The organism is Mesorhizobium sp. M7A.F.Ca.US.005.03.1.1, assembly GCF_003997975.1.
In the GTDB taxonomy this organism is placed as follows: domain Bacteria; phylum Pseudomonadota; class Alphaproteobacteria; order Rhizobiales; family Rhizobiaceae; genus Mesorhizobium; species Mesorhizobium ciceri.
In genome coordinates this window covers 1-17627 of record NZ_RZRO01000046.1, presented here as the reverse complement: position 1 = coordinate 17627, position 17627 = coordinate 1, and the positions used below count along the sequence as shown (strand labels likewise).

Genomic DNA, 17627 nt, shown 5'->3' with positions numbered 1-17627 from the left:
CAGCTACTGCGGTATGGGCGCGAGGTGCGAGCCCTCACCGCGTTTCCGCGTTCGCTCTCAGCTCCGCCCGCTTCTCGTCCGACACCACGGCCAGATCCAGCACCTTCTGCAATTCGGCCGCATGGCGGAAGGACGGTTCGGCCTGCACGCCCGTGCGCACCGCGTCAGTGAAACGCTGGTAGTTGGTCTCCACCGTGCCGGGGTCGCGCTCTTCCCATATGGCGTTCTCGACATTCTCCCCCACGCATGCCTTGAGCGTCGAACCGTCGAGATTGTGCACCACTTCGATGCCGCCCTTCTCGCCATAGATGCGCAGACGCAGTTCGTTGAGATGGCCTGTTGCCCAGCGGCTGGCATGCACCACGCCGAAGGCGCCGTTGGAAAAATCCAGCGTCATGGCGAAGCTGTCATTGGCGTCGAGTCCGTAGTCGCCGATGCGGTTGCCGGGCGCCTTGTCGAAGGCGCGCAGCCGGCAGAATACATGGTCGATGTCGACGGCTGCGCCATAGCTGGCGAAATCGAGGATGTGGATGCCGACATCGCCGAGCACGCCATTGGAACCGTGGCCGCGCGACAGCCGCCACAGCCATTTCGGATCGGTGCGCCAGTCGCCCCAGAATTTCGACACCAGCCAGCTCTGCAGATAGGACGCCTCGACATGCCTGACGGTGCCGATCTCGCCCGCTTGCACCATCTGGCGCGCTTTCTGCAGCGCGGCCACATTGCGATAGGTGAGGTTCACCATGTTGACGATGCCGGCAGCCTCGGCGGCATCGGCCATCTCGGTCGCCTTGCCGAAGTTTTCGGCCAGCGGCTTTTCGCACAGCACCGGCTTGCCGGCGGCGATCAGCGCCATGGTGGTCGGGTGGTGGATGCGGTCGGGCGTGACATTGGCCACCGCGTCGAACTCGCCCCATGCCAGCGCCTCCTCCAGCGCGGTAAAGCGGTTGGGAATGTCAAAGCTGTCGGCGAACTCGCCAACCCGCGCCGGATCGACATCGACTGCGCCGACAATGTCGACGCCCTCGATGGCGCTGAAGCGCCGGGCATGTTCCTGCGCCATCCAGCCGGTGCCGAGTATCAAAAGCCGCATTATTTGCTCCTTGGGGTGAGATGCCGGAATCCCCTCCCGGCCGACGCCCTCAAATAGCGCGTATAATGCCGCCGTCGACCCGGATGTTCTGGCCGGTGATGTAGCCGGCGCCCTCCGACGCCAGGAAGGCGATGGTCGCGGCGACCTCTTCCGAAGTCCCGTAGCGCTGCATCGGCACCGAGTCGCGGCGTTCTTCGGTGGCCGGCAGGCTGTCGATCCAGCCGGGCAGCACATTGTTCATGCGCACATTGTCGGCGGCATAGGTGTTGGCGAAGATCTTGGTGTAGGCGGCAACGCCGGCTCGGAACACGGCGGACGTCGGGAACATCGGGCTCGGCTCGACCACCCAGGCCGTCGAGATGTTGATGATGGCCCCACCCTTCTGCTTGACCATCTGGGGCGCCACGATGCGCACCGGCCGGATGACGTTGAGGAGGTAGACGTCCATGCCGGTGTGCCATTGCTCGTCGGTGATCTCGAGGATCGGCGCACGCGGCCCGTGGCCGCCGCTGTTGACCAGCACGTCGATGCGGCCATAGCGCTCCAGCGTCAGGTCGACGAGGCGGTGCAGATCGTCGTTCGACTGGTTGGAGCCGGTGACGCCGAGCCCGCCAAGCTCCTTGGCCAGCGCCTCGCCCTTGCCCGAAGAGGAAAGAATGGCAATCTTGAAGCCGTCCGCCGCCAGCCGCTTGGCCGCCGCCGCCCCCATGCCGCTGCCGCCGGCCACCACCACAGCTACTTTTTCTACACTCATCGGATTTTCCTCTCAGGGTTTGCGGGCACCGCAAGCGGTGTTTTCGGGAGTTGAGCGTCGATATAGCTGGTTTTCCCCGTCGGTTCGAACCAGAATGCCTGAAATCAACCTGTAGAAAAACTACTGCATGCCCGAAACCTTCCTCAGCTTGCCGCCGTTGAATGCGCTGCGCGCCTTCGAAGCCTCGGCGCGTCATCTCAACTTCCGCATCGCGGCCGAAGAGCTCAACGTCACGCAAGGGGCGGTCGCCCAGCACATTCGCGGGCTGGAGGCCGATCTCGGCACGAAGCTGTTCGAGCGGCTGCCGCGCGGCCTGGCGCTGACCGATGAGGGCCGCGCCTATGTCCCCAACATCCGCCGCGCCTTCGACCTGATCTCGGAGGCGACGCTGCTGCTTCGTCCCGAGCCGGCGCGGCTGACGATCAGCGTGACGCCGAGTTTCGCCACCAAATGGCTTATCCCGAGACTGCACGACTTCGTCGCGCACCACCCGCTGGTCGACCTGCGCGTACTGGCCAGCGAAAGCCTGTCGAGCTTCCAGGCCGATGGCGTCGACATCGCGGTCAGGCAGGGCCGCCCACCCTTCGGCGCCGGGCTGGTCGTCGACCTGCTGTTTCCCCAGCAGATCGTCGCCGTGTGCAGCCCGGCCCTGCTGCCGGCCGGCGCGATCGAGATCGCGGCCTCCGAAATCCAGCACCACGTACTGCTGCACGATGCCCACAATCTGTGGCCGGAATTCACGGAAAAGGCGGTCGGCCTGAAGATGACGACCGAACTCAAACGCATGCGCTTCAACCAGACCGGCCTCGCCATCGACGCGGCGGTGGCCGGCCAGGGCATTGCGCTGGCCAGCCGCTTTCTCGTCGCCGCCGACCTCGCCGCCGGCCGTCTGGTTCAGCCCGTCAGCGGCGAAATGCGCGGCACGCAGGATTTTTATGTCGTGATGCCGAGAAAACAGCGCCATCCCGAGCCGACGCAAGCCGTGCGGCAATGGTTGCTGGATGCTGGAGAGCGACGACCTTTGTCGTGAGACCTTCGCACGCACGGAGACGTCAAGCCGCTTGCCTATGAGGCAACGACGGGCGCACCGCGAAAGATCGCCACGGCGGCAGCGACGATTTCCGCATTGTCCTTGGCCGTCCTGCCATCGGCGAGCGTCTTGCCGTCTTCCAGACCGACCCGTGTCGACCAGCGCTGGCGATGCGCAAGCTCGACGAGGGGCCAGACAGTCGTGTCGACGCCATGCAGCAGGATCGGCTGCCGTACCCCGGCGCGCTCGAGTACGGCGGCGATGCCATGCGCTTCATCGAGTGCAGCGGACAGATCGGGGATGTCGATCTCGATCAGATTGCGCAGCACCTGGTTGTGGCCGGGAAGCGCTACGAAGCGCTCGGCATCGGCGACGACGGCAAGCCCCGTCTCGATGCCTACACCACGCTGGCGCAGCAACTCCATCACGGCGGGCGCATCCGGTTCGGACAGGTTGACCGAAGCATAGTCAGGCAGGTCTCGCCAGCCGGCGATCGCCGCGCGGGTCCGCTCGACGTCGTTCTCGATCCAGGCGCCGGTCGACACGCCAACCAGTGTTCCCGGGCAGGTCCGGCGCACCGCCAGCACCGTGGCGTCGACGGCTGCCAGGCTTTCGCGTCCGTCGGTGCCGCGCGGATGGATATGCAGTTCGGCCGCTCCAGCGGCGACGCAGGCTGCCGCATCGCTGGCCATTGCCTCGGCGGTCAGCGGCAGCTTCGGGTGGAAATCGCGCGGACGCGCGCCGTTGATGCAGGCCTGGACGATCATCGATGTCACCTTGCGCAAGGGGCCGCAGTGTAGCTGTGCGGCGTTGAAACTGCCAATCTCCCCCTCGTAGGGGAGATCGGCAGCTTCAACGCCGCGCGCCTGCTCACAACATTCGGCGGCATTTGAATAAAAGCCGCTTGTGGATATTTACCCGGCGTTCCCTCGTCTCCGGCAAGCTCTTTTTAGGGCGGGATCATGGAGGGACCATTGACCAGCGATTTTTCAGCCGCCCGCATCCACCTCGAACGCGCCTATCATTATCTGCAAGGCAATGACGAGACGAGCCGTGCCGCCTGTGACGCGCTCGATCTGTTGATCGAAGCGGTGACGGAGGCGCAGCACAGGCGACCCGAGGCTGGAGTGCTGGAGTTCCCGCAATCGACGGCGCGGCGAACCGGATAGAAAGTGTCGAGTTTCAGGCCAGTCCGGCCTGGCCTGAAACTCGCCGCACCCGGATCACGATGCCTTGCGGGCCGTCGCTCCCTTGGTTGCGCGCGCGACAATTCGCTCGAGCGGCTCCGGCCGGTGCAGCAAAAATCCCTGGCCGAAGGCGACCCCCATGTCGCTCAACATGGCCAGCGTGTCCTGCCGTTCGATCTTCTCACCGACCACGTCGCAACCGAGGCTACGGGCAATGCTGGTGATGGCCAGCACGATCTCGCGGTCGAAGCGGCTTTGCGTGATGTGCTCGATGAAGGAACCGTCGATCTTGATCGTGTCGACGGGGAACCGCCGGAGATATTCGAACGAGCTCATGCCGGCTCCGAAATCATCGAGGCCGACCCGGCAGCGCCGCTCGCGCGCCTTGCGCACGAACTGTTCGGCGGCATCGAAATTGGTGACGGCGGCGGTTTCGGTGATCTCGAAGCCGATGCCCGAATGCGGCGCCCCGGTTTCTTCTATGACGCTGTCGACGAAGTCCCAAAGCTGCGGATCGCTCAGCGTCTGCGCCGACAGATTGAAGCCAAGCGTCAGCGCCCCCGAACGCAAGGCGGCACCATGCCGCGACAGCGCGGTGCGGATGATCCAGCGATCGAGCCGCGACGCGATGCCGAACCGCTCGGCCACCGGAATGAACTCGCCGGGTGGCACCAGCCGGCCGTTGCGTGCGGCGAGCCTGGCCAAGACTTCGACATGGCGGCTTTCCTGCCAGGGGCGGCCCAGAAGATGGATTTCCTGGCCAAACAGCTTCAGCCTACCGTCTTCCATGGCATCGACCGTATCGGCGACGATGCGCGCCGCGTTGAGGCCACCCGAACCCGATGCCGTATCGGTGGAGAAGACGGCAAATCGGTTTCGCCCGGCGGCCTTGGCCGCGTAGCAGGCGTCGTCGGCACAGGCCAGCGCGTCGGCCACCGTCGTGTCGGCGTCATCGACGAAAGCGATACCGATCGAGGCCGCCAGCTTGCGCGACGTGGCCGTCGATCCAAGTTCGGCATCGCGAACCGCGGCAAGTACCGCGTCGGCCAGCCGCCCGGCCTGCGCCGCATCGCAATTGGGCATCAGCAGCGCGAACTCGTCACCGCCCAGGCGCGCGGCATGCGCCTTCGCGGGAAGGCAGCCCAGAATGCCTTGCGCAACGCTTTTCAGTGCCAGGTCGCCGGCCGCGTGGCCGGCAAAATCGTTGAGCGCCTTGAAGTAGTCGAGATCGACATAGAACACGGAAAGCGGCAGCAACTGCGCGGCCGCGATATGATCGGCCAGCAGCCGGTCGAACGCGGCGCGGTTCAAGAGACCGGTGAGCGCGTCATGGCGGGCCGCATAGGCAAGCTCCTGCTCGCGCTGCTTGTCTTCGGTGATATCGCGCACCGTGCCCAGGATCTGCCCCGCCAGCCGGCGGTCCCGAATTTGCGGGTCGGCGATGAAACGCAGCAGGGATTCTATGTGCCGGACCTCTCCGTCGCGCCGCACGATGCGGTATTGCACGGCGGTGACCTTGTCCGTTTCGAGCGGCACCAGATGCGCGCGCGACGCGGCGTCCTTGTCGTCCGGATGCAGATAGCCGAACCAGTGGTCGCGCTCGACTTCGGCGGTGTCGGAGACGAGCCCGAAAATCTCCCTGGTGCGTTGGTCCCAATAACTTTTGCCGCCCGCGAGGTCGTGGTGCCAGATGCCGGTGCCGCTGGCGGCGAGCGCCAGGCGGAAGCGCACATTGACCTGCTCGAGTTCGGCCTCGGCGGCCTTCTGCTTGGAGATGTCGGTCTGCACACCCATCAGCCTGAGCGGCTTTCCCATCGCGTCGCGCTCGACGACGCCGCCGCGATCGAGCACCCACACCCAATGTCCCTGCTTGTGCTTCAGCCGCAATTCGGTCTCGATGGCGTCGGTCAGGCCGGCAATGTGGCGGTCGCCGCTGGCCAGCGCCCGCTCGCGGTCGTCGGGATGGGTCAGTTGCAGCCAAAGGTCGCTGGTGTTGGCCAATTCGCTCTCATCGTAGCCTAGCATCCGCGCCCAGGTCGCGGAATAAAAGCAGTCGCCGGTCACAAGATCCCAGTCCCAGACGCCAAGATGCGCGCGCTCCAGGGCTTTTGCCCAGAACGTTCCATTGCGACTTTTCTTATCCTGACGCGCCATCGTCTGCTTCGCCTGCTCCACCGCGGCGCAATCTGCGGCAAAACCAGAGAAGAAACAGTTACCGCGCGGGCGGAGTTTCGACGTCTGATTGGGAGCCCCTGTTCATCAAGGCCGTACCGAACTACTCCAGGCAGCCGTCAATTTCCCCAGGTCGACGACACGACATTGCCCGCCGTCACGCCGGACAGTCTTTCGCGCTTCTCGAGCCTCGGCTTTTCATAGGTCTTCTTCATTGCCATCGCCTTCTCCCGTGGCCATCCGATTTCCAGGGTCTAGCTGAGGCGGGGCAGCCATGCTTGGGCTCAGCGGAACGGGTTCCGGCCCAGGCGGCCCTGCCCGGCGCCGAACCCGCCTTTTCGATTGGCCGGCAGGAACCGGAGTTTTGTGTCTGGCGGATCGTCCTACTGCTGCCCAGGTCAGCGGCGCAAGCCGGTGACCCCTGGATCATCGGCGGCGCCGATGATCCCATGCACGACAACAACAAGGACCTTCCAATGACCAAGCAAGAAGACAACAAGGCCGTCGTCGTCAGATGGTTCACCCACTTCTGGGGTGAACGTTGCGATCTGTCGGTCGTCGACGAGATCGCGGCACCCGACATGCTGCTGAAATATTCGCTGCACGAGCCGCGCCGCGGCCGCGACGACATCAAGGCCTTCATGGCCGACTTCCGCGCCGCCTTCCCGGACCTCAACTTCTGGGCCACCGCCGACCTGATTGCCGAGGGCGACTATGTCGTCGGCCAGTGGGAGGGCGGCGGCACGCATACCGGCCCAGCCTTCGGCGACTTCCTCGTCGGTTCGCTGCCGGCCGCCACCGGCCGCATCATGCGCTTCACCGGCACCACGGTGCTGAAGGTGGTTGACGGCAGGATCGTCGAGGAAATCGGCCTCGATGACGGCGTCGCCGCCCTCACCCAGCTCGGTCTGATCAAGACCGCCTGAGGCGATCAGGCAAAACGATCGTTCGGGCCAGGCGGCGTCAATGCCGCCTGGCCTCATTGCTTATTGGCTCGGCGCCATTGCGTGCTCGCATGACACTTTCGGATTCATGTCGGCGAACGTGCCTGTCGGGTTCCCTTTCCAGGCCCAGACATGCAGCTCGTAGAATTCACCCAGGCCATAGCGGTTGGGGGCGTTGTTGAAGTTGAACAGCTGGCCGTCCAACGATGCCGGTCCTTTCGAAGTGATGTACTCGACCGCCACCAGCTTCAGCGTGCCATCGGCCATCGGCTCGTACATCACAGCTTCGGGACGGGCGATGTCGATCTTGTCGTCCTTCAGATACTGGCCGTTGACATAGTGGATGCCCATGGCGCCGCCGGTGATGCCGCTGGCACAAGGAATAGGCGCATAGCCCTCTGATACCGCTGTCTTGACGTCGACAAACCGGCTGTTGACAGCCCGCACCTTGTCGGCCAGCGGGTTGGGGCCGGAGGCAGCTTCAGCCGGCTCCTGATGCGCCTGCGCGAGGGTGGTGCAGATTGCCAGCATGGTCCCCGCCATAAGAAGTCCGCTGCGAAAGTTTGATATCATCTTCATTCCATTCTTCTTGAAAAAGCACAGCTGGCCGGCCGCCGAAAATACGGAGGCCCGGCAGGCAAGCGCTGTGGCTGTTGTTGCTTGGAGATCCCGAAATTGATGTAACGGCTACCGAAAAGGATCATCCCTTCGGCAGATACGGGATCGTTCCGGCCAGATCGGTGTTGTCGATCATCTGGAAACGGCTGTCGCTGCCGTCCTGACGGGCCGAGACGAAGGGCGCGTAGGCAGGATCGGTGGTGAAGGCGCGCGCCGCCGCTTCCGACGGGAACGCCATCAGCGCGATCAGCGTGGTATCGAGCGGCTTGCCTTCAAGCGTTTTCACATTGCCGCTGCGCGACAGATATCTGCCGCCATGCTTGTGGACGAGATCGTGCACCGAGGCGGCGTAAGCCGGCACCCACTGCGGGTCGTTTATCTTGATGTCTGCGATAACGTAGGCGGTCATGGTGGTCTCCTGGTTGCGGTGCACAGGCGTATCCCGTGCAACCGGCCAAAAGGCTCGCATGGCAGGACCCTCGCCAACCAGTCCGCGATCTGTACCGGGGCAGTACAGTTTCCGTACTGGCCGCTTCATTCATGAAGGCCTAATATTCGGTCAGGTTTGAGGGAGAGGCACCAATCATGAGCCAGCACGGATACAAACAATTCTGCCCGCTATCGATGGCCGCTGAGGTGCTGTGCACCCGCTGGACCATGGTGCTGATGCGTGAACTGGTGGCCGGCTCGACCCGCTTCAACGATCTTCGCCGCGGCGTCCCCAAAATGTCGCCGACCCTTCTGTCGCAACGGCTGAAGGAACTTGAGATCGCCGGGATCGTCGAGCGCAAGGAAGTGCCGGGCGAAAAAGGCATCTTCGAATATCGGCTGACGGAAGCCGGCCGGGATTTGCGTCCTGTCGTCGAGGCAATGGGCTTCTGGGGGCAGAAATGGGTCGAGTCCCGGCTGTCGCTGAAGAACCTCGATCCGTCGTTGCTGATGTGGGACATGCGGCGCAATCTAAACCCCTCGCCGCTGCCTGAAGGGCGCACGGTGATACAATTCCTGTATCAGGATCTCCCGGCGTCCAAACGGTCGTGGTGGCTGATCGTCGAGAAGCACGGTGAGGTCGATCTGTGCTGGTACGATCCGGGCTTCGATGTCGATCTCTACGTCTCGACCGACCTGCACACGATGACGGCGATCTGGATGGGAGTGCTGACCGTCGAGAAGGCCGGCGCCAGGGTTGCCCTGACCGGCGACCAGGCCATCGGCAGGAAGATGCAGACCTGGCTCGGCCTCAGCCCATTCGCGGTGGAACCCAAGCGCGCGGCTTAGGAGAATCGGTGCATGTTAGGCGCGCCTGCGGCCCCTGTCATTTGCAAGGTGATAGGGTTGCACGAGGACTTCGGCGGGAATTTTCCATTCCTTGTTCAGTTTGAAGACCATATCCAGGGTGAGTGCGCGCTTTTTGTTCAACACCTCGGTCGCCCGGGGTGATGATCCGATCACCTCGGCCAGCGCCTTCCGCGACAGGTTGAACAGTTCCATGTGCGAATGAATGGCTTCAACGGGATCCGGTGCTTCAATCGGGTAGTGCTTATCCTCATAAGCCTCGATCAGGGTTGCGAGAACGTCGAACCGGTCACCATCGAGAGAGCCGACCTCCGGCTCATTTTCGAAATATTTAGTGATTTCGGCGATCGCCCAATCGTAATCGGCGACGGTCTTAATGGGTCGAATGTTTTCCATCACACCTTCTCCGGATCAATCTTGTCATACTCTTTGTGCGTGCCGACGAATTTGATCAGAACGCGGTGAAACTTGTAGGCGACGTGGACAATCAAACGATACTTGTTGCCGCTAATGTCGAAAATGATGCGATTGTCACCGACGAAATCAACTGTCGCTCCAAACGCATCCTTGACGTCAGCCGGGGTCTTCCAATCAGCATTCCCGACAGCCACATACCAAGCCGTCAAAGGAGCTTCGGCCTGATTGTGTTTTGCCCAAATCCTTCAGCGCCTTCTTGGCAATTATCTGCATGACCTGATATAGCAAATTCCCAAATTGGGAACAAGAGGATTTTCCCAAATTGGGAAAGGCAAGTGAGGTTCTCCAGGCACTTGTCAGGAAACGGGTGGCGGGGCCGGCTTGTGGTGGCTTCAATGCGGTCATGTTCATCACCCTGGCCAAGAATCTGAAGTCCGCGCCGCTGCAAATCACCGACGATCCGCGCTGGGCGCGCATCGTCGCGCGCGACAAATCCGCCGACGGCGCATTCTGGTATTCGGTGGCGACGACGGGCGTCTATTGCCGGCCTTCCTGTCCGTCTCGGCGCGCCAATCCGAAAAATGTGCAGTTGCACGACACGCTGGACCAGGCCAGGGCGACCGGTTTTCGCCCGTGCCGGCGCTGCGATCCACATGGCCCGTCGCTCGAGGCCGGCAACGCGGCGATGGTCGCCGCTGCCTGCCGCAGGATCGAGCAGAGCGAGGAAGAACCCTCGCTGGCTGAATTGGCGGATGCCGCCGGCCGCAGCGCCGGTTATTTCCACCGCATCTTCAAGGCCGTCACCGGGCTGACGCCGAAGGATTTTGCCGCCGCGCACCGTGCCGCCAGGGTCCGCCAGGGCCTGGAAGACGGCGCCAGCGTGACGACGGCGATTTACGATGCCGGTTTCAACTCAAGCGGACGTTTTTACGAGAAATCCACTGGCATGCTCGGCATGACGCCGACGCGCTATCGCGCCGGTGGCGCCGACGAAGAGATCCGCTTCGCCGTTGGCGAGACCTCGCTCGGCACCATCCTGGTCGCGTCCAGCCAGAAGGGCGTCGCCTCGATCCTGCTCGGAGACGATCCCGACGCGCTGGTGCGCGACCTGCAGGATCGTTTCCCCAGGGCACGGCTGATCGGTGGCGACCGCGACTACGAGGCGCTGGTCGCCCGCGTCGTCGGTTTCGTCGAGGCTCCGGCGCTCGGCCTCGACCTGCCGCTCGACGTCCGCGGCACGGCGTTCCAGCAGCGCGTCTGGCAGGCCTTGCGCGCCATCCCCGCCGGCCAAACGGTTTCCTATGCGGAGATCGCGCATCGCATCGGCGCACCTAAGGCGACCCGCGCCATCGCCGCCGCCTGCGCCGCCAACAATCTTGCCGTCGCCATTCCCTGCCACCGCGTCATCCGCAAGGACGGCGCACTTTCCGGCTACGCCTGGGGCGCGGAGCGCAAGCGCGCGCTGCTCGACCGCGAGGCAGCGTCCGACAATGCCAACCGGTCGGTGCGGGCCTGACGAGGACCGGCAATGCGCGCGATGGCAAGGTCTCCCACCACCGATGCGAACATCCAGACCCAAGCTGCCGGCAGCCGCCGCGCCCCTGACGCGAAATCACGGGTGATGACCGCCATCGGCCAGATGGTCGATGATGGCAAAGCCGAATGGAGCCGCACCGCAACCGGCGAGGTTGAGTTGCGCCTGTCATCAGGCGAAGTGTTCGTGCTGGGCGAAATTTCCGTCACCCGTGTCGCATGACGTCCTCAGGCGAAGTGCCAATGATCCAAATCAGCGCTCTACGGCGCCCCCTCTGTCCTGCCGGACATCTCCCCCACTTGTGGGGAGATTGGCTGTCATCGCGACCTTCTCCAATCTCCAACGTTTCAGGACGAGAGCCGGCGCAGGAACTGCCAATCTCCCTCCTTGTGGGGAGATGTCCGGCAGGACAGAGGGGGGCGCCGTAGAGCACCTGCCTTGGGGATTCGAATTTGAAAGCAAGCACCGGAGTGAGACACGGCTGGTAGGTGGCTAGGGTTCAGGCACAGACAAAAGGAGTGAAGGCAATGAACCTCGTACAAACCAATATTCCGGCGACAGTCACCAAGCTCGCCGCCCTCGATATCATAACCTACGCCATCGGCGAATCCGCGATCGGTAAAATCCTGGCGGCACGCAGCCAGATCGGCGTCTGCGCCATCCTGATCGGCTCGGACGCCGACGCGCTGGAGCGGGATCTTGGCCATCGCTTCCCGGGCAAGCTACTGGTCGAAGACCGGGCCACCTTGCGCGACGATCTCGCGGCAATCGCGCGCTTCGTCGAAATACCTGGCGTCGGTCTCGACCTGCCGCTCGACCTGCGCCGCGGCACGCCATTCCAGCAGCGCGTGTGGGAGGCGCTCCGAGGCATCCCGTGCGGCGCCACCATCACCTACGCCGCGCTGGCCCAGCGCCTCGGCCAGCCGGACGGCGCCCGTGCCGTGGCGACGGCCTGTGCGGCCAACGCGATTGCGCTGGGCATTCCCTGCCACCGTGTTGTCCGCGCCGACGGCACGCTGTCGGGCTACCGCTGGGGCCTCGAGCGCAAGCGCGCTCTGATCGACAAGGAGGCTACGATATGAATGCCCATGCTAGGGTTGCCGCATCGGCGGTTGAAGCTGCTCAGACGCGTGTCGCCGGTTACGACTGGCCCGCCCTTGCAGCCGAACTCGACGGTTTCGGCTGCGCGGTGATTGAAAAGCTGCTGTCGCCCGAAGAATGCCGGGAGATCGCCGGCCTCTATCCCAAAGAAGAGCATTTCCGCAGCCACATCCATATGGCCAGGCACGGCTTCGGCAAGGGTGAGTACCGCTATTTCCGCTATCCCTTGCCCGACCTTCTGGGCGGCCTGCGCAGCGCGCTCTATCCCAGGCTGGCCGAGGTCGCCAATCGGTGGAACGAGCGGATGGGGCAGGCCATGCGTTATCCCGCGACGCATGCCGCGTTTCTCGATCAGTGTCATGCCGCCGGCCAGACGCGGCCGACGCCGCTGCTGCTGCAATATGTGCCTGGCGACTTCAACTGCCTGCACCAGGATCTCTATGGCGACCTCGCTTTCCCGCTGCAGGTGGCGATCCTGCTCTCCGAACCGGGCCAGGATTTCACCGGCGGTGAGTTCGCGCTGACCGAGCAGCGGCCGCGCATGCAGAGCCGGGTCGAGGTGGTGCCGCTGCGCCAGGGCGACGCCGTTGTCTTTGCCGTCCACAACCGGCCGGTGCAGGGCACCAAAGGCAATTACCGCGTCAACCTGCGTCATGGCGTCAGCCGGCTGCGCTCAGGCATGCGCCACACGGTCGGGATTATTTTTCACGATGCGAAGTGAGCAGGGAGAAGATGGAGGTCCCCCTCACCCCGCCGGTGCATAGCGACTGACCACCATGCCACAGTCATAGGTCTTCGAGCCGAGCAGCCGCAGGTTTCTAAAACCGCCCTGATCAAAAATCCGGCGGCCCGCACCCAGCACCGCCGGGTTGATGAAAAGCTGAAACTCGTCGACCAGCCCGGCCGCAATCAGCGCCGACGCGAAACCGGCGCCGCCGAACACGGCCATGTCGCCGCCCTCGCCCGCTTTCAGCGCATTGACTTCGCGCGGCAGGTCGCCGCTGGCCACGCTCGTGCGCTCCCAGGCCGGCTCCCCGGCCGATTGCTTGAGCTTATCACTGAGCACCACCTTGCGGGCGTCGACGATGCGTTGCGCAAAGGCGTAGAACGGATCGTGCGGAAACTTCTTGGCGGCATTGCCCCAATGGGTGAGATAGCCCTCCTGCGCCATCTTGCGGCTGAGCAGGATGGTATCGACGCCTGTGAAGACAGCGTTGAAGTCCTGCTTCAGCTCATCGTCCCAAGCGCTCTCGTCACCCCACTCCCAGAGCTGCCAGGAATGGTCCTCGGTGGCGCCGACAAAGCCGTCGACCGACATCTGCATCTGCAGGACCAGCTTTTTCACCGTCATTCTCCTCACGGCTATCGCAAAACAGTTTACATTTGGAACTGTTGACGCAAGGCCAAAACGATGTCAATAGTAAAGTGATTTAGAAATGGAACCATAGATGGCGACGCGCGAAAAATCCGACTGCCCGATCAACCTGTCGCTCGAACTCATCGGCGACCGCTGGACGCTGCTCATCATCCGCGACATGGTCTTCGCCGGGAAAAAGCACTTTCGCGAATTCCTGCAATCCGACGAAGGCATCTCCTCGCGCACGCTGGCCGAGCGACTGCAAACGCTTCAGGACGAAGGCATCCTCACCAGAAGCGACGACCCGACGCATGGCTTGAGAACGGTCTACCGGCTGACCGAAGCAGGCATCGACCTATTGCCGGTGCTGGCGACGCTCGGCGCCTGGGGCAGCAGGCACCGCAAGGCCGACGAGAGATTGGCCAGGATTACCGACCAGTTGGCGGCAGGCGGCGAAGCAGCGCTGGAAAAGATGAAAGCGGCGCTGCGAACGGAGCATAGTGTCTAGGCGGTTGCGTTCAAGCCGAACCGGCATGGCTGTTGCCGCACCCAATCGCTCTTCGCTTGACAACCATCCATCTTTGTTCTTTATTTGTTCTATTCTATCAGCAACTGCGGATGTGCGGTCGATGGAAACGACAGCCACCATCCTGCATGCCGATCTCGACGCTTTCTACGCCTCTGTCGAGCAGTTGCTCGATCCGTCGCTGCGCGGCAAGCCGATCGCGGTGGGCGGCGGCGTCGTGCTCGCCGCTTCCTATGAGGCGCGCGCCTTCGGCGTGCGTGGCGGCATGCCGGGGCGCAGGGCGCGCGAACTCTGCCCGCATTTGATCTTCGTCGGCGGCAATTTCAGCCATTACCAGCGGCTGGGCGATGCGGCGATCAAGGTGCTCGACGATTTTACGCCTGTAGTCGAGCGCATTTCCATCGACGAGGCGTTTGCCGACGTCGCCGGCTGCACGCATCTGTTCGGCTCGCCGCAGGAGATCGCGACAACCATCCGCCGCCGCGTGCGGGCCGAACTCGGCCTGCCGATCTCGATCGGCGTGGCGCGCACCAAGCATCTGGCCAAGATCGCCTCGCAGGTCGCCAAACCCGACGGGCTGGTGGTCGTCGAACCCGGCACGGAACTCGCCTTCCTGCATGATCTGCCGGTCGGACTGATGTGGGGCGTCGGCCCGGCGACCAGGGCGCGGCTGGCCGAGATCGGCGTCGAGACCATCGGTCAACTGGCCAGGACGCATCGCGGCGCGCTGACGCGCCTGCTCGGTCCCGCCGCCGGCGAAAAGCTCGCCGCCCTGTCCTGGAACCGCGACCCGCGAAAGCTGGAGACGAAGCGCCGCGCGCATTCGGCCGGCGCCCAATCGGCGCTTGGCCAGAAGCCGGCTGTGGCACGGGTCATCGTGCCGACACTGCTGCATCTGGCCGACCGCGTCGCCAGTCGGCTGCGCGCCAAGGCAAGGCCCGGCCGCACGGTGACGGTACGCGTGCGCTTTGCCGATCTCAGAGCCGTCACCCGCTCGATCACGCTTGACCAGCCGATCTCGGCGACCGCGATGCTGGCCGAGATCGCCGGCGATCTGGTGCGCGGCCTGCTTGCCGACAATCCACAGGAGAAAACGATCTCGCTGCTGGCGATCTCGGTCTCGCATCTTGAGGAAAGCTTCGAGTTACAGCTCGACCTGCCGCTTGGCCTCGCCGACGAGAGGCGCCGGCCCGGCACGAAGAAGGGCCTAGCACGCTTCGACGCCGACCGCGCCATCGACAAGATCCGCGAGCGTTTCGGCAAACAGGCGGTCGGCTACGGCACGGTGGCGCTGGAGGCGGCGCGCTCGGTTCCCGACGAATTCAGGGAGTTGGCGGAGAAGGAGCTGTGAAGCCGGGGGCTACTCCATCTCTTCGCCGTCCCAGTACCGCCTCACCGCTCCCATGTCGAAAATGCCGTCGCGCCGGCGCAAGGCGTCGACCGCCATCTTGTTGGAATCTGGATAGACGCAGACCTCGTTGGGATTTTTCTCGCCGATCATCAGGTAACGGCACGGCCCCGTGCCGCTGTTGAGGAAGGAATGCCCGACCGCCAGGCCGGCTGGAAAGCAGACATAATCGCCGGTTTTCATTTCGTGGCGCTCCTCGCCAAGCAGCAGCGTCACCTCCCCTTCCAGGATCAGCGCATGCTCCTCTTCGAGCATGTGATAGTGCCGGGGCGCCAAGCGCATGCCGGGCGCCGGCGCTTCGATCAGCATGCCGACATGATAGTCGGAGCGTCCCAGCGCGGCATAAGTCAGGTGCCTGGACCGGCCGCCGAACCGCGGACCTTCGCCCTCGACCTTCCATTCGACAGCATCGCTGGCGATCGGCGGGATCGGCGCGGCTGGGGGTTTGGTGACACCGGCCGTCACATCCGACGGCAGCGGATCGCCGGCGGTAAGGCCGGTGTTCTCGCCGTCCCAGTAGCTTCGGTTTGCAGCGAGATCGAAGATCGCGCGGCGGCCCAGGGCGCGTACCAGCACCTTGTTGGAGGCGGTGTAGACGACCACTTCATTCGGGTTGCGCTCGCCGACGATGACATAGCGGCACAGTGCGTCGCTGGTATTGATCAGGCAATGCCCCGCCGCGGCACCGGCGGGAAAGCAGATGTAGTCGCCGGCCTTCATTGCATAGGCCGCGTCGCCGACATACGCGGTAAGCGCCCCTTCGAGGATGAAGACATGCTCTTCCTCGAAAATATGGTAATGCGCCGGCGAGGACTGCTTGCCAGCCGGAAGCTCCTCGATTGCCACGCCGACACGGTGTTTTTCGCCAAGGGCGGCCAGCGACAAATGCCGGTAGCGCAGGCCGAAGCGTGGCACGTCGGACCATTCCGTCCACGGCACCTCATCCGATGCGAATGGTAGCGGCGGTTTAGCTTCGTCCACCATTAGGGCCTCCTGGTCCTGTCGCCCTGCCCTCGTCGCGTGCTGCTAGAGGGTCCACGACAGAACAAAGCTGCCAGCTTCCGGCTAAACCGCCAAGCGGTGTTCGCTACGCTCCTGACATGGCTCGACAGGAGCCGCGCGCTTCAGCCTCGGATGGCCTTGCCCGCCTGCTGCAGCAATTCGAACGCCACGAAGCGTTTGGCATGCCAGCCGGCCAACGTAGGGTCAGGATGATAGACCTCGCCGAGTTCCGACATGCCGGCCATCGCCGCCGCCAGATCCTTGTAGGCACCGGCGGCGACCGCGCCCAGCATCGCCGAGCCGAGCAGCACCGGTTCCGGCGAGGTCGAGGCCACCACCACCATGCCTGTGGTGTCGGCCAGCAGTTGGCGCACCAGCGGGCTTTGGCCGGCGCCGCCACTGACCACGATGGTGTCGACGGGAATGCCCTTGTCATGCTCGGCCCGCACGATCTGGCGCGCGCCGTAGCCCAGCCCGCAGACCCCGGCGACATAGAGCCCGACCAGGCTGTCGAGGCTGGTGTCGAGATCGAGCCCGGCAATCAGCGCGCGCGCGTCCGGGTCGGCGAAAGGCGCGCGGTTGCCGAGGAACTCCGGCACGACATGGATGCCGCCGACCAGGGCCGGCGTGGCCGCGGCTCCATTGCGGCTTTGCGCCTGCAGCGACAGCCAGGCGCTGAGGCTGAGCCCCTCGGCTTGCGCTTTGGCGGTCGCTTCGCCGGCTGCAGGGTGCATGCGCACCAGATGATCAATCGCAGCACCAGCTGCCGACTGGCCGCCCTCGTTCAGCCACAGGCCCGGCACCATGGCCGAGAAATACGGACCCCAGACACCGTCGACGAAGGCCGGCTCGGCGGTCGACGACATGGTGCAGGCCGAGGTGCCGAAAACATAGGCCATGCGCGACAGCACGCTGCCGAAATCGCCGCGCGCGCCGACCGTGCCGACGCCCCCGGCATGCGCGTCGATCAGTCCGGCCGCCACCGCGGTGCCGGGGTTGAGACCAAGGTCTGCTGCTGCCTGCGCGGTCAATCCGCCGCCGAGTGCGGCACCGGCCGGCACGATCTCGGTGCCGATGCGCGCGAATGCCTCGTCGGCCAGCGCGCCGAGGCCGATCTTGCGGAAATACGTCTCGTCCCAGCGGCTCTCATGCGCCAGATAGGTCCATTTGCAGGTCACCGTGCAGACC

General features: G+C 64.2%; 21 protein-coding genes and 1 pseudogene. 10 read left to right on the top strand and 12 right to left on the bottom strand.

All coding sequences use genetic code 11. The features are described 5' to 3' along the window. Positions 1–34 precede the first annotated feature (34 nt). Entirely contained in the window at positions 35–1093 is a 1059-nt protein-coding gene (locus EN990_RS19340) for a Gfo/Idh/MocA family oxidoreductase (RefSeq protein ID WP_127366159.1), read from the bottom strand. Between the two features lie 49 nt (positions 1094–1142). Next, positions 1143–1847: an SDR family oxidoreductase gene (locus EN990_RS19335; protein ID WP_013530747.1), complete on the bottom strand. Its 705-nt coding sequence runs from the start codon at positions 1845–1847 to the stop codon at positions 1143–1145. Positions 1848–1974: 127 nt separating this feature from the next. Here EN990_RS19335 and gcvA point away from each other — a divergent pair, with 127 nt between their 5' ends. Further along, entirely contained in the window at positions 1975–2877 is a 903-nt protein-coding gene (gene gcvA / locus EN990_RS19330) for a transcriptional regulator GcvA (protein WP_127369120.1), read from the top strand. Positions 2878–2912: 35 nt separating this feature from the next. On the opposite strand, the gene EN990_RS19325 is transcribed toward gcvA, so the two are convergent. After that, entirely contained in the window at positions 2913–3644 is a 732-nt protein-coding gene (locus EN990_RS19325; protein WP_127369119.1) for a 3-keto-5-aminohexanoate cleavage protein, read from the bottom strand. 207 nt (positions 3645–3851) lie between these two features. Here EN990_RS19325 and EN990_RS19320 point away from each other — a divergent pair, with 207 nt between their 5' ends. Further along, the gene (locus tag EN990_RS19320; RefSeq protein ID WP_024501638.1) at positions 3852–4046 is read left to right on the top strand and encodes a hypothetical protein; all 195 of its coding nucleotides are present in this window, start codon (positions 3852–3854) and stop codon (positions 4044–4046) included. Between the two features lie 54 nt (positions 4047–4100). On the opposite strand, the gene EN990_RS19315 is transcribed toward EN990_RS19320, so the two are convergent. Both EN990_RS19315 and EN990_RS19310 read right to left on the bottom strand, forming a co-directional pair. Next, positions 4101–6218 carry an EAL domain-containing protein gene (locus tag EN990_RS19315; protein WP_127385662.1) on the bottom strand — a complete coding sequence of 706 codons (2118 nt, stop codon included), beginning with the start codon at positions 6216–6218 and terminating at the stop codon, positions 4101–4103. A gap of 137 nt (positions 6219–6355) precedes the next feature. Further along, complete coding sequence (locus tag EN990_RS19310) at positions 6356–6457, bottom strand: hypothetical protein (protein WP_013530742.1); 102 nt, start codon at positions 6455–6457, stop codon at positions 6356–6358. Between the two features lie 255 nt (positions 6458–6712). Between EN990_RS19310 and EN990_RS19305 the strand changes: the two genes are divergently transcribed. Continuing rightward, entirely contained in the window at positions 6713–7162 is a 450-nt protein-coding gene (locus EN990_RS19305; protein WP_127368854.1) for an ester cyclase, read from the top strand. Positions 7163–7222: 60 nt separating this feature from the next. Here the strand turns inward: EN990_RS19305 and EN990_RS19300 are convergent, their stop codons facing one another. After that, positions 7223–7759, bottom strand: a complete 537-nt coding sequence (locus tag EN990_RS19300; RefSeq protein WP_206519198.1) for a hypothetical protein — start codon at positions 7757–7759, stop codon at positions 7223–7225. Between the two features lie 121 nt (positions 7760–7880). Then, positions 7881–8207, bottom strand: a complete 327-nt coding sequence (locus EN990_RS19295) for a DUF1330 domain-containing protein (RefSeq protein WP_013530739.1) — start codon at positions 8205–8207, stop codon at positions 7881–7883. Positions 8208–8383: 176 nt separating this feature from the next. On the opposite strand from EN990_RS19295, the gene EN990_RS19290 reads away from it, so the two are divergent. Further along, entirely contained in the window at positions 8384–9076 is a 693-nt protein-coding gene (locus EN990_RS19290) for a helix-turn-helix domain-containing protein (protein WP_024501641.1), read from the top strand. 15 nt (positions 9077–9091) lie between these two features. Here EN990_RS19290 and EN990_RS19285 read toward each other — a convergent pair whose 3' ends face one another. Both EN990_RS19285 and EN990_RS19280 read right to left on the bottom strand, forming a co-directional pair. Then, positions 9092–9490 (bottom strand): type II toxin-antitoxin system HigA family antitoxin, encoded by a 399-nt coding sequence (locus EN990_RS19285; RefSeq protein ID WP_127367261.1) that lies wholly within the window; start codon positions 9488–9490, stop codon positions 9092–9094. Beyond that, a pseudogene (locus EN990_RS19280) lies at positions 9490–9784 on the bottom strand (type II toxin-antitoxin system HigB family toxin). The gene EN990_RS19285 and the pseudogene EN990_RS19280 overlap by 1 nt, the downstream one beginning before the upstream one ends. Positions 9785–9914: 130 nt before the next feature. Between EN990_RS19280 and ada the strand changes: the two are divergent. The 4 genes from ada to EN990_RS19255 all read left to right on the top strand — a co-directional run bounded on the left by ada (position 9915) and on the right by EN990_RS19255 (position 12867). Then, entirely contained in the window at positions 9915–11027 is a 1113-nt protein-coding gene (gene ada, locus EN990_RS19275; RefSeq protein WP_164766125.1) for a bifunctional DNA-binding transcriptional regulator/O6-methylguanine-DNA methyltransferase Ada, read from the top strand. A gap of 12 nt (positions 11028–11039) precedes the next feature. Next, the gene (locus tag EN990_RS19270) at positions 11040–11267 is read left to right on the top strand and encodes a hypothetical protein (protein WP_127367766.1); all 228 of its coding nucleotides are present in this window, start codon (positions 11040–11042) and stop codon (positions 11265–11267) included. Between the two features lie 305 nt (positions 11268–11572). After that, on the top strand, positions 11573–12127 hold the full coding sequence (locus tag EN990_RS19260; RefSeq protein ID WP_127368857.1) for a methylated-DNA--[protein]-cysteine S-methyltransferase: 555 nt from the start codon (positions 11573–11575) through the stop codon (positions 12125–12127). Next, positions 12124–12867 (top strand): 2OG-Fe(II) oxygenase, encoded by a 744-nt coding sequence (locus tag EN990_RS19255; protein WP_127368858.1) that lies wholly within the window; start codon positions 12124–12126, stop codon positions 12865–12867. The genes EN990_RS19260 and EN990_RS19255 overlap by 4 nt, the downstream gene beginning before the upstream one ends. A gap of 24 nt (positions 12868–12891) precedes the next feature. On the opposite strand, the gene EN990_RS19250 is transcribed toward EN990_RS19255, so the two are convergent. Continuing rightward, positions 12892–13497 (bottom strand): dihydrofolate reductase family protein, encoded by a 606-nt coding sequence (locus EN990_RS19250; RefSeq protein WP_245268621.1) that lies wholly within the window; start codon positions 13495–13497, stop codon positions 12892–12894. Positions 13498–13594: 97 nt separating this feature from the next. Between EN990_RS19250 and EN990_RS19245 the strand changes: the two genes are divergently transcribed. Beyond that, the gene (locus tag EN990_RS19245) at positions 13595–14011 is read left to right on the top strand and encodes a helix-turn-helix domain-containing protein (RefSeq protein ID WP_013530730.1); all 417 of its coding nucleotides are present in this window, start codon (positions 13595–13597) and stop codon (positions 14009–14011) included. Positions 14012–14132: 121 nt separating this feature from the next. Beyond that, the gene (gene dinB / locus EN990_RS19240; protein WP_127385660.1) at positions 14133–15380 is read left to right on the top strand and encodes a DNA polymerase IV; all 1248 of its coding nucleotides are present in this window, start codon (positions 14133–14135) and stop codon (positions 15378–15380) included. A gap of 9 nt (positions 15381–15389) precedes the next feature. Here dinB and EN990_RS19235 read toward each other — a convergent pair whose 3' ends face one another. Together EN990_RS19235 and EN990_RS19230 are read right to left on the bottom strand one after the other, a co-directional pair. Next, positions 15390–16421, bottom strand: a complete 1032-nt coding sequence (locus EN990_RS19235) for a cupin domain-containing protein (RefSeq protein WP_082827445.1) — start codon at positions 16419–16421, stop codon at positions 15390–15392. Positions 16422–16561: 140 nt separating this feature from the next. Then, positions 16562–17627 (bottom strand): FGGY-family carbohydrate kinase (locus EN990_RS19230; RefSeq protein WP_127388350.1); only part of this gene is annotated, 1066 nt, incomplete at its 5' end.

Excerpts from the sequence above, each read along its gene's own strand:
- EN990_RS19340 (WP_127366159.1), bottom strand. The coding sequence starts at position 1,093 with ATGCGGCTTTTGATACTCGGCACCGGCTGGATGGCGCAGGAACATGCC.
- EN990_RS19335 (WP_013530747.1), bottom strand. The coding sequence starts at position 1,847 with ATGAGTGTAGAAAAAGTAGCTGTGGTGGTGGCCGGCGGCAGCGGCATG.
- gcvA (WP_127369120.1), top strand. The coding sequence starts at position 1,975 with ATGCCCGAAACCTTCCTCAGCTTGCCGCCGTTGAATGCGCTGCGCGCC.
- EN990_RS19325 (WP_127369119.1), bottom strand. The coding sequence starts at position 3,644 with ATGATCGTCCAGGCCTGCATCAACGGCGCGCGTCCGCGCGATTTCCAC.
- EN990_RS19315 (WP_127385662.1), bottom strand. The coding sequence starts at position 6,218 with ATGGCGCGTCAGGATAAGAAAAGTCGCAATGGAACGTTCTGGGCAAAA.
- EN990_RS19310 (WP_013530742.1), bottom strand. The coding sequence starts at position 6,457 with ATGGCAATGAAGAAGACCTATGAAAAGCCGAGGCTCGAGAAGCGCGAA.
- EN990_RS19305 (WP_127368854.1), top strand. The coding sequence starts at position 6,713 with ATGACCAAGCAAGAAGACAACAAGGCCGTCGTCGTCAGATGGTTCACC.
- EN990_RS19300 (WP_206519198.1), bottom strand. The coding sequence starts at position 7,759 with ATGAAGATGATATCAAACTTTCGCAGCGGACTTCTTATGGCGGGGACC.
- EN990_RS19295 (WP_013530739.1), bottom strand. The coding sequence starts at position 8,207 with ATGACCGCCTACGTTATCGCAGACATCAAGATAAACGACCCGCAGTGG.
- EN990_RS19290 (WP_024501641.1), top strand. The coding sequence starts at position 8,384 with ATGAGCCAGCACGGATACAAACAATTCTGCCCGCTATCGATGGCCGCT.
- EN990_RS19285 (WP_127367261.1), bottom strand. The coding sequence starts at position 9,490 with ATGGAAAACATTCGACCCATTAAGACCGTCGCCGATTACGATTGGGCG.
- ada (WP_164766125.1), top strand. The coding sequence starts at position 9,915 with ATGTTCATCACCCTGGCCAAGAATCTGAAGTCCGCGCCGCTGCAAATC.
- EN990_RS19270 (WP_127367766.1), top strand. The coding sequence starts at position 11,040 with ATGCGCGCGATGGCAAGGTCTCCCACCACCGATGCGAACATCCAGACC.
- EN990_RS19260 (WP_127368857.1), top strand. The coding sequence starts at position 11,573 with ATGAACCTCGTACAAACCAATATTCCGGCGACAGTCACCAAGCTCGCC.
- EN990_RS19255 (WP_127368858.1), top strand. The coding sequence starts at position 12,124 with ATGAATGCCCATGCTAGGGTTGCCGCATCGGCGGTTGAAGCTGCTCAG.
- EN990_RS19250 (WP_245268621.1), bottom strand. The coding sequence starts at position 13,497 with ATGACGGTGAAAAAGCTGGTCCTGCAGATGCAGATGTCGGTCGACGGC.
- EN990_RS19245 (WP_013530730.1), top strand. The coding sequence starts at position 13,595 with ATGGCGACGCGCGAAAAATCCGACTGCCCGATCAACCTGTCGCTCGAA.
- dinB (WP_127385660.1), top strand. The coding sequence starts at position 14,133 with ATGGAAACGACAGCCACCATCCTGCATGCCGATCTCGACGCTTTCTAC.
- EN990_RS19235 (WP_082827445.1), bottom strand. The coding sequence starts at position 16,421 with ATGGTGGACGAAGCTAAACCGCCGCTACCATTCGCATCGGATGAGGTG.